The organism is Mycobacterium sp. 852013-51886_SCH5428379, assembly GCF_001665575.1.
GTDB lineage: Bacteria > Actinomycetota > Actinomycetes > Mycobacteriales > Mycobacteriaceae > Mycobacterium.
In genome coordinates this window covers 100,730-107,087 of the sequence record NZ_LZSU01000035.1, presented here as the reverse complement: position 1 = coordinate 107,087, position 6,358 = coordinate 100,730, and the positions used below count along the sequence as shown (strand labels likewise).

General features: G+C 69.2%; 5 protein-coding genes and 1 pseudogene. 1 reads left to right on the top strand and 5 read right to left on the bottom strand.

All coding sequences use genetic code 11. The features are described from left to right. The 4 genes and pseudogenes from A5757_RS23685 to A5757_RS14690 all read right to left on the bottom strand — a co-directional run. Positions 1-189, bottom strand: a pseudogene (locus A5757_RS23685) (RNA-binding protein); the annotation flags it as partial. 77 nt (positions 190-266) lie between these two features. After that, on the bottom strand, positions 267-1,115 hold the full coding sequence (locus tag A5757_RS14700; protein WP_066835396.1) for a pseudouridine synthase: 849 nt from the start codon (positions 1,113-1,115) through the stop codon (positions 267-269). Then, positions 1,115-2,848 carry a glycerol-3-phosphate dehydrogenase/oxidase gene (locus A5757_RS14695; RefSeq protein WP_066835373.1) on the bottom strand — a complete coding sequence of 578 codons (1,734 nt, stop codon included), beginning with the start codon at positions 2,846-2,848 and terminating at the stop codon, positions 1,115-1,117. The genes A5757_RS14700 and A5757_RS14695 overlap by 1 nt, the downstream gene beginning before the upstream one ends. Before the next feature lie 88 nt (positions 2,849-2,936). Further along, positions 2,937-4,349 carry an NAD(P)H-quinone dehydrogenase gene (locus A5757_RS14690; protein ID WP_066835371.1) on the bottom strand — a complete coding sequence of 471 codons (1,413 nt, stop codon included), beginning with the start codon at positions 4,347-4,349 and terminating at the stop codon, positions 2,937-2,939. A gap of 81 nt (positions 4,350-4,430) precedes the next feature. On the opposite strand from A5757_RS14690, the gene A5757_RS14685 reads away from it, so the two are divergent. After that, the gene (locus A5757_RS14685) at positions 4,431-4,910 is read left to right on the top strand and encodes a gamma-glutamylcyclotransferase (RefSeq protein WP_066835369.1); all 480 of its coding nucleotides are present in this window, start codon (positions 4,431-4,433) and stop codon (positions 4,908-4,910) included. 95 nt (positions 4,911-5,005) lie between these two features. Here A5757_RS14685 and A5757_RS14680 read toward each other — a convergent pair whose 3' ends face one another. Beyond that, entirely contained in the window at positions 5,006-6,274 is a 1,269-nt protein-coding gene (locus A5757_RS14680) for a DUF4032 domain-containing protein (protein ID WP_066835367.1), read from the bottom strand. Between the last annotated feature and the right edge of the window lie 84 nt (positions 6,275-6,358).

The window sequence follows — 6,358 nt, the reverse complement described above, 5'->3', positions numbered from 1 at the left end:
AGATGTGTATAAGAGAGGGGGTGGCGGCAGCGCGTCGTTCAGATATGCCAGGGGATCGGAGCATCCGCTGACGTCGACGAACCGTCCGCCGACCGACGCGCACAACGTGGCGTGCGCCGTCGGAACCACTGGCGTGAGGCCGGCGGCGAACATCAGCGCAACCGCGCCGGCTCCGGAATACGACCACATTCTTCGCACCCGCCCATGTTGCGTCATCGACGCGTCATCCGTAGGGACTTCGCCGTAATCGCCGCGTCCGCAGGCGTTCAGAGAGTGCGCCGACTGACGAAACACCGGTGCAGGCCGGTGACGGGATCGTCGAACTCGATGCGCTGGGCGAGCAGTTGCAGCGGTCTGCTGAAGTCGTCGGGTGCGACGTCGATGATGTCCGGGTAGAGCGGATCGTTGCGCAGCGGCATACCGAGGGCGGCCATGTGCACCCGTAGCTGGTGCGTGCGGCCGGTGCGCGGGGTCAGCCGGTAGAGATCGCCGTCGACGTGTTCGACGAGGGTCTCGGCGTTGGGCTCGCCGTCCTCCTCGACTGCCTGTAACTGCCCGCGGTGCTTGACGATTCGGCTGCGCACCATGACGGGGAGCGCGGTGTCGGTGCGGAGGCCGGAGCGCGCGAGGTAGGACTTGCGTATAAGTCCGCGCGCGAACAGGGTCTGGAAGCGGCCGCGGACCTCGCGTCGGGTGGTGAACATCAGCACCCCCGCGGTCAACCGGTCCAGCCGGTGTGCCGGGCTCAGCTCGGGTAGTGCCAATTCGCGGCGCAGCCGGACCAGCGCGGTCTGCGCGACGTGTCTGCCGCGCGGCATGGTCGACAGGAAGTGCGGTTTGTCGACAACCACCAGATCGTCGTCGCGGTACAGCAGCGGGAGGTCGAACGGCACCTCGACCTCGTCGGGCAGATCTCGGTACAGCCAGACATACGCGCCCGGCGGCAGCACCGTGCCCGCCGTCACCGGACTACCGTCGGCGGTGACTACTTCTCCGGCAAGCACTTTCGCCGCCGCCGCCTCGCCGAATCGACTCGCCAGTTCCACCAGAACCGCCCCGCCCCGTAACCGCACCCGGGCCGGACCCAGACCGTCCCGCTGCGGCAGCGGGGCGATCACGTCAACGGCACCGGCTCGAGGATCTCCGCGCGTGCCTCCGGGGCCGCGGCGCGCAGCGCGTCGGCGGACTCGTCGTCGGGCTGCTGCTGGCTGCGCACCTCGGCGTCGACCCGGGCGCAGTAGGTGTCCACCTCGCGGTCGACATCCTCGGCGCTCCAGCCCAGCAGCGGGGCGACCACCTCGGCGACCTCACGCGCGCAATCCACCCCGCGGTGCGGATACTCGATCGAGATACGCATCCGCCGCGACAGGATGTCCTCCAGATGCAGCGCGCCCTCGGCCACGACCGCGTAGGCCGCCTCCACCTTCAGATAGACCGGCGCCTCGGTGATGGGCGTGAGGAGTTCGGGCCGATCCTCCGCCAGCGCCAGCACCTCCCCGATCAGCGAGCCGTACCGGTCCAGCAGATGACGCACCCGATAGGGGTGCAGACCGTTCTGCTCACCGACGTGCTGGGTCTGGTTTATCAGCGCGAAATAGCCGTCGGCGCCCATCAGCGGCACCTTCTCGGTGATCGACGGGGCCACCCGGGTCGGTACGAATTCGGCGGCCGCGTCGATCGCGTCCTCGGCCATCACGCGATAGGTGGTGTACTTGCCGCCGGCGATCGCGACCAGGCCGGGGGCGGGTACGGCGACGGCGTGCTCGCGGGACAGCTTCGAGGTCTCCTCGCTCTCCCCCGCCAGCAGCGGCCGCAGCCCGGCGTAGACACCGTCGATGTCATCGTGGGTCAAAGGTGTGGCCAGCACCGTGTTGACGGTGCCGAGGATGTAGTCGATGTCGGCCTTGGTGGCCGCCGGATGGGCGAGGTCGAGATTCCAGTCGGTGTCAGTGGTGCCGATGATCCAGTGCGTGCCCCACGGGATGACGAACAGCACCGAGTTCTCCGTGCGCAGGATGATCGCGACCTCGCTGACGATGCGGTCGCGGGGTACGACGACGTGCACGCCCTTCGACGCCCGTACCCGGAACCGGCCGCGTTCCTTCGACAGCGCCTGGATCTCGTCGGTCCACACCCCGGTGGCGTTGACCACCACGTGACCGCGGACCTCGGTGACCGCGCCGTCCTCGCTGTCGCGCACGACGACCCCGATCACGCGGTCGCCTTCGCGCAACATGTTGACCACCTGCGTCGAGGTGCGCACCACCGCGCCGTAGTGGGCGGCCGTGCGGGCCACCATCATGGTGTGCCGGGCGTCGTCGACGACGGTGTCGTAGTACCGGATTCCACCGATGAGCGAACTGCGCTTGAGGCCGGGCGCCAGCCGCAGTGCGCCGGCTTTGGTCAGATGTTTCTGCGCGGGAACGCTTTTCGCGCCGCCGAGCTGGTCGTAGAGGAAGATTCCCGCGGCGATGTAGGGCCGCTCCCAAATCCGATTGGTCAGCGGGAACAGGAACGGCAGCGGTTTGACCAGATGCGGCGCCAGCGTGGTCAGTGAGAGTTCGCGTTCGTGCAGCGCCTCCCGCACCAGACCGAATTCGAGCTGTTCGAGATAGCGCAGCCCGCCGTGGAACATCTTGCTGCTGCGGCTCGAGGTGCCGGAGGCGAAGTCGCGGGCCTCCACCAGCGCGACCTTCAGACCCCGGGTGGCCGCATCGAGGGCGGCGCCGGCGCCGACTACTCCCCCGCCGATGACGACGACGTCGAACTGCTCGCTGCCGAGCCGCTGCCAGGCCTCGGTGCGCTGGTCAGGGCCGAGAAGGGTCTGGTCGTTGCCGGGTTCGCGCACGCCTGACTCCTGGTTACTCGTCGGTACGGGTCGTGTCCAGGCTACGTGGCGCTGCCGGATTTGCCCGACTCCAACGCTGTCGTCGGGCCTAATCCAGATCGTCGTGCGCCATCAACCGGCGTCCGGCCTCGACGATCGAACCCGACAGCGACGGGTACACCGACAGCGTTTGCGCCAGGTCGGTCACCGAGATGCGGTTCTGTACCGCCAGCGCGATCGGCAGGATCAGCTCCGAGGCGATGGGCGCGACCACGACGCCGCCGATCACCACACCCGTCGCCGGCCGGCAGAAGATCTTCACGAAACCGTGCCGCAGCAGCGACATCTTGGCGCGGGCGTTGGTGTTGAGCGGGAGCATCAGGGTCCGGGCCGGGACGCTGCCGTCGTCGATGGCGCTCTGCGGGATGCCGACGGCGGCGATCTCGGGGCGGGTAAAGGTGGCCGAGGCGACGGTGCGCAGCCGGATCGGGGCGACGCCCTCGCCCAGTGCGTGGTACATCGCGATGCGGCCCTGCATGGCGGCCACCGACGCCAACGGCAGCAGCCCGGTGCAGTCGCCCGCGGCGTAGATGCCCGACGCCGGCGTGCGCGAGACCCGGTCGACCGGGATGTACCCACCCGGGGCCAACTCGACGCCGACCCGCTCCAGGCCCAGGCCCGAGGTGTTCGGCACCGACCCCACGGTCATCAGTGCGTGGCTGCCCTCGACGGTGCGGCCGTCGGCGATGGCCACCTTCACCCCGCTCTCGGTGCGGGTCACCGATTGCGCGCGGGCGTTCTTGATCAGCGTCACCCCGCGTTCGGCGAACACCTCCTCGAGCGCCGCGGCGGCGTCGCTGTCCTCGTGCGGCAGGATCTGGTCGCGGCTGGCGACCACGGTCACCGTCACCCCGAGTTCGGTGTAGGCGTTGCAGAATTCGGCGCCGGTGACGCCTGAGCCGACGATGATCAGGTGGTCGGGCAGCTCGGTGAGGTCGTAGAGCTGGCGCCACGTCAGGATGCGCTCGCCGTCGGGTTCGGCATTGGGCAGCACCCGGGGGCTGGCGCCTGTCGCGATCAGGACCACGTCGGCTTTGAGCACGCCGGTCTTGCCGTCGTTGGTGGTCACCCGCACGCGGTGATGCGCCATGCCCGGGACGTCGTCGACCAGTTCCCCGCGGCCGCCGATGACGGTGACGCCTTCGCGCAGCAGCTGGCTGCCGATGTCGGCGGACTGCGAACGGGCCAGCGTCTTGACGCGGTTGTGGATGTCGGGCAGCGAGATCTTGGCGTCCTCGATGCTGATGTCGAATCCGAGGCCGGATGCGCGGCGCAATTCGGTGCGCACGCCGGTGGAGGCGATGAACGTCTTCGACGGCACGCAGTCGTAGAGCACGCACGCGCCACCGACGCCGTCGGAGTCGACGACCGTGACTTGAACATCCGGACCGCTGCCTGCGGCCACCAGGGCTGCTTCGTAGCCGGCGGGGCCGCCGCCGATGATGACGATCCTGGTTGTCACGGTCCTAATCTATCCGGCCCGGTTCGATCATGATGTCCGGCGGTGATGCGGTGCTACGGCCGAGGGTTAAGCTCTCCTACCGTGCCGCTCTACGCCGCGTACGGCTCCAACATGCATCCCGAACAGATGATGGAGCGCGCACCGCATTCCCCGATGGCGGGCACCGGCTGGCTGCACGGCTGGCGGTTGACGTTCGGCGGCGAGGACATCGGCTGGGAGGGTGCGCTCGCCACGGTCGTCGAGGATCCGCTGAGCAAGGTCTTCGTCGTGCTCTACGACGTGACCAAGGAGGACGAGGAGACCCTCGACCGCTGGGAGGGTTCCGAGCTCGGCATCCACAAGAAGATCCGCTGCCGCATCCATCCCCTGACTACTGATACCGACACCGAACCGGTGCTGGCCTGGCTCTACGTCGTCGACGCCTGGGAGGGCGGGCTGCCGTCGGCGCGGTATATCGGGGTTATGGCCGATGCGGCGGAGATCGCCGGCGCCCCCGCCGAGTACGTCCACGATCTGCGGATCCGCCCGGCCCGCAACATCGGCCCCGGCACCCACGGCTAGCCCCTCCACCCGCGAGCGTGCGCGTCTGCACACGACACGCCGCAGTTTCACGGCATGTCGCGCACGCTCGGCGCTGGCGAGTGTGCAGAGCCCGCTCAGTCGTCGAATTCGATGACCGGCATCGGCTCGGTCGGCACCTCGGCGACCGCCATCTTGGCCACCGAGTCGGCGGGGATCACGTCGCGCGCCAGGGCCAGCAGCGCCCGTTCGGTGCCGACGTCGCGCCCGGCGCGTTCGGACAGCAGCCAGCGGATCTCGAGCAGATCGCAGAACGCCTGGATCGCGGTGCCGGTGCCGCCGATCGCTTCGTGCGCGCGGTGCATGGTGGGGGTCGCCACCTCCATCACCCACAGCTGTGCGGCCGTCGCATCGTCGACGTCGTGTCCGGCTTCCTGGCTCAGACGCGCCTGGAACGTCCACAGGTCGCCGAGCAGGATGCGGGCCTGCCCCTCGCCGGTGTCCAGCCCGGTCAGCTCGCGCAGCCGTTCGGCGTGGTAGCGGCGATCGCCGACGGCGACATGGAGCCGTTGCCGGTCACCGCCGGTGTCGCCCACGGGCTGCAACGTCACCTCTTCCACGGCGAACCCGAGTTCGTTGAGGCGGCGGATGGTGCCCTCGACGCGGTAGCGGTCGGTGAAGTCGAAGACCGGCTCGGCGTGCAGGACGTCCCACAGCCGCTGGTAGCGATTCGGGATGTCCTGGGCCTCGGCGATCAGCGTGTCCTCGAGGTCCTCGGACGCGCCCAGCCAGGCGGCCAGATCCATCAGATCGGCGGCGACATTCTCCACCAGGATGTCCAGGTCGTGACGGCGCTGGCCGTTGGACAGCTGCGGGTGCACCTCACTGGTCTCCGCGTCGACGAGCCACGCCTGCAGGACCTGGCCGTCGCGGGAGAACAGCGTGTTTGCCAACGAACAGTCGCCCCAGAACACGCCGTGGCGATGCAGTTCGACCAACAGTGAGGCCATCGCGTCGAACAGCCGCGCCCGGTGTTTGGGTTCGTCCGGCGGCAGCCGGCGGAACAGCCGTCGGTACTGCCACGAGCCGTCGAGGAAGCGGGTCAGTAGCAGCGAGGTCTCGAAGTCCGGCTGGTGGACCAGACCCGCGCGGTGCACCGCGGGCAGCCCCATCTCCTCGAGGGCGCCGAGCACGCCGTACTCCTTGTCGGCGATGCGCGGCGGCAACTCCTTGACCGCCCACAGCGCGCCGTCGCAGTGCACGAACCGGACGAGGTGGCGGCTCGGGCCCACGGCGACGTCACGCAGGGGCACGTCGGGCGCCGTCCACTCCTCCAGAGGGCGGTCCCATGGAAGCGCGAGCAGACCGGGCGTCGGCGTGCGCAGGCGGAGCTCCGGCACGGCCATCACTCCAGCCTGTCACCTCCGGCCCCGTCTTCGCGAGCGTGCGTGTCTGCACACGGACACGCCGTGGGAAGCGTGCAGTTTGCG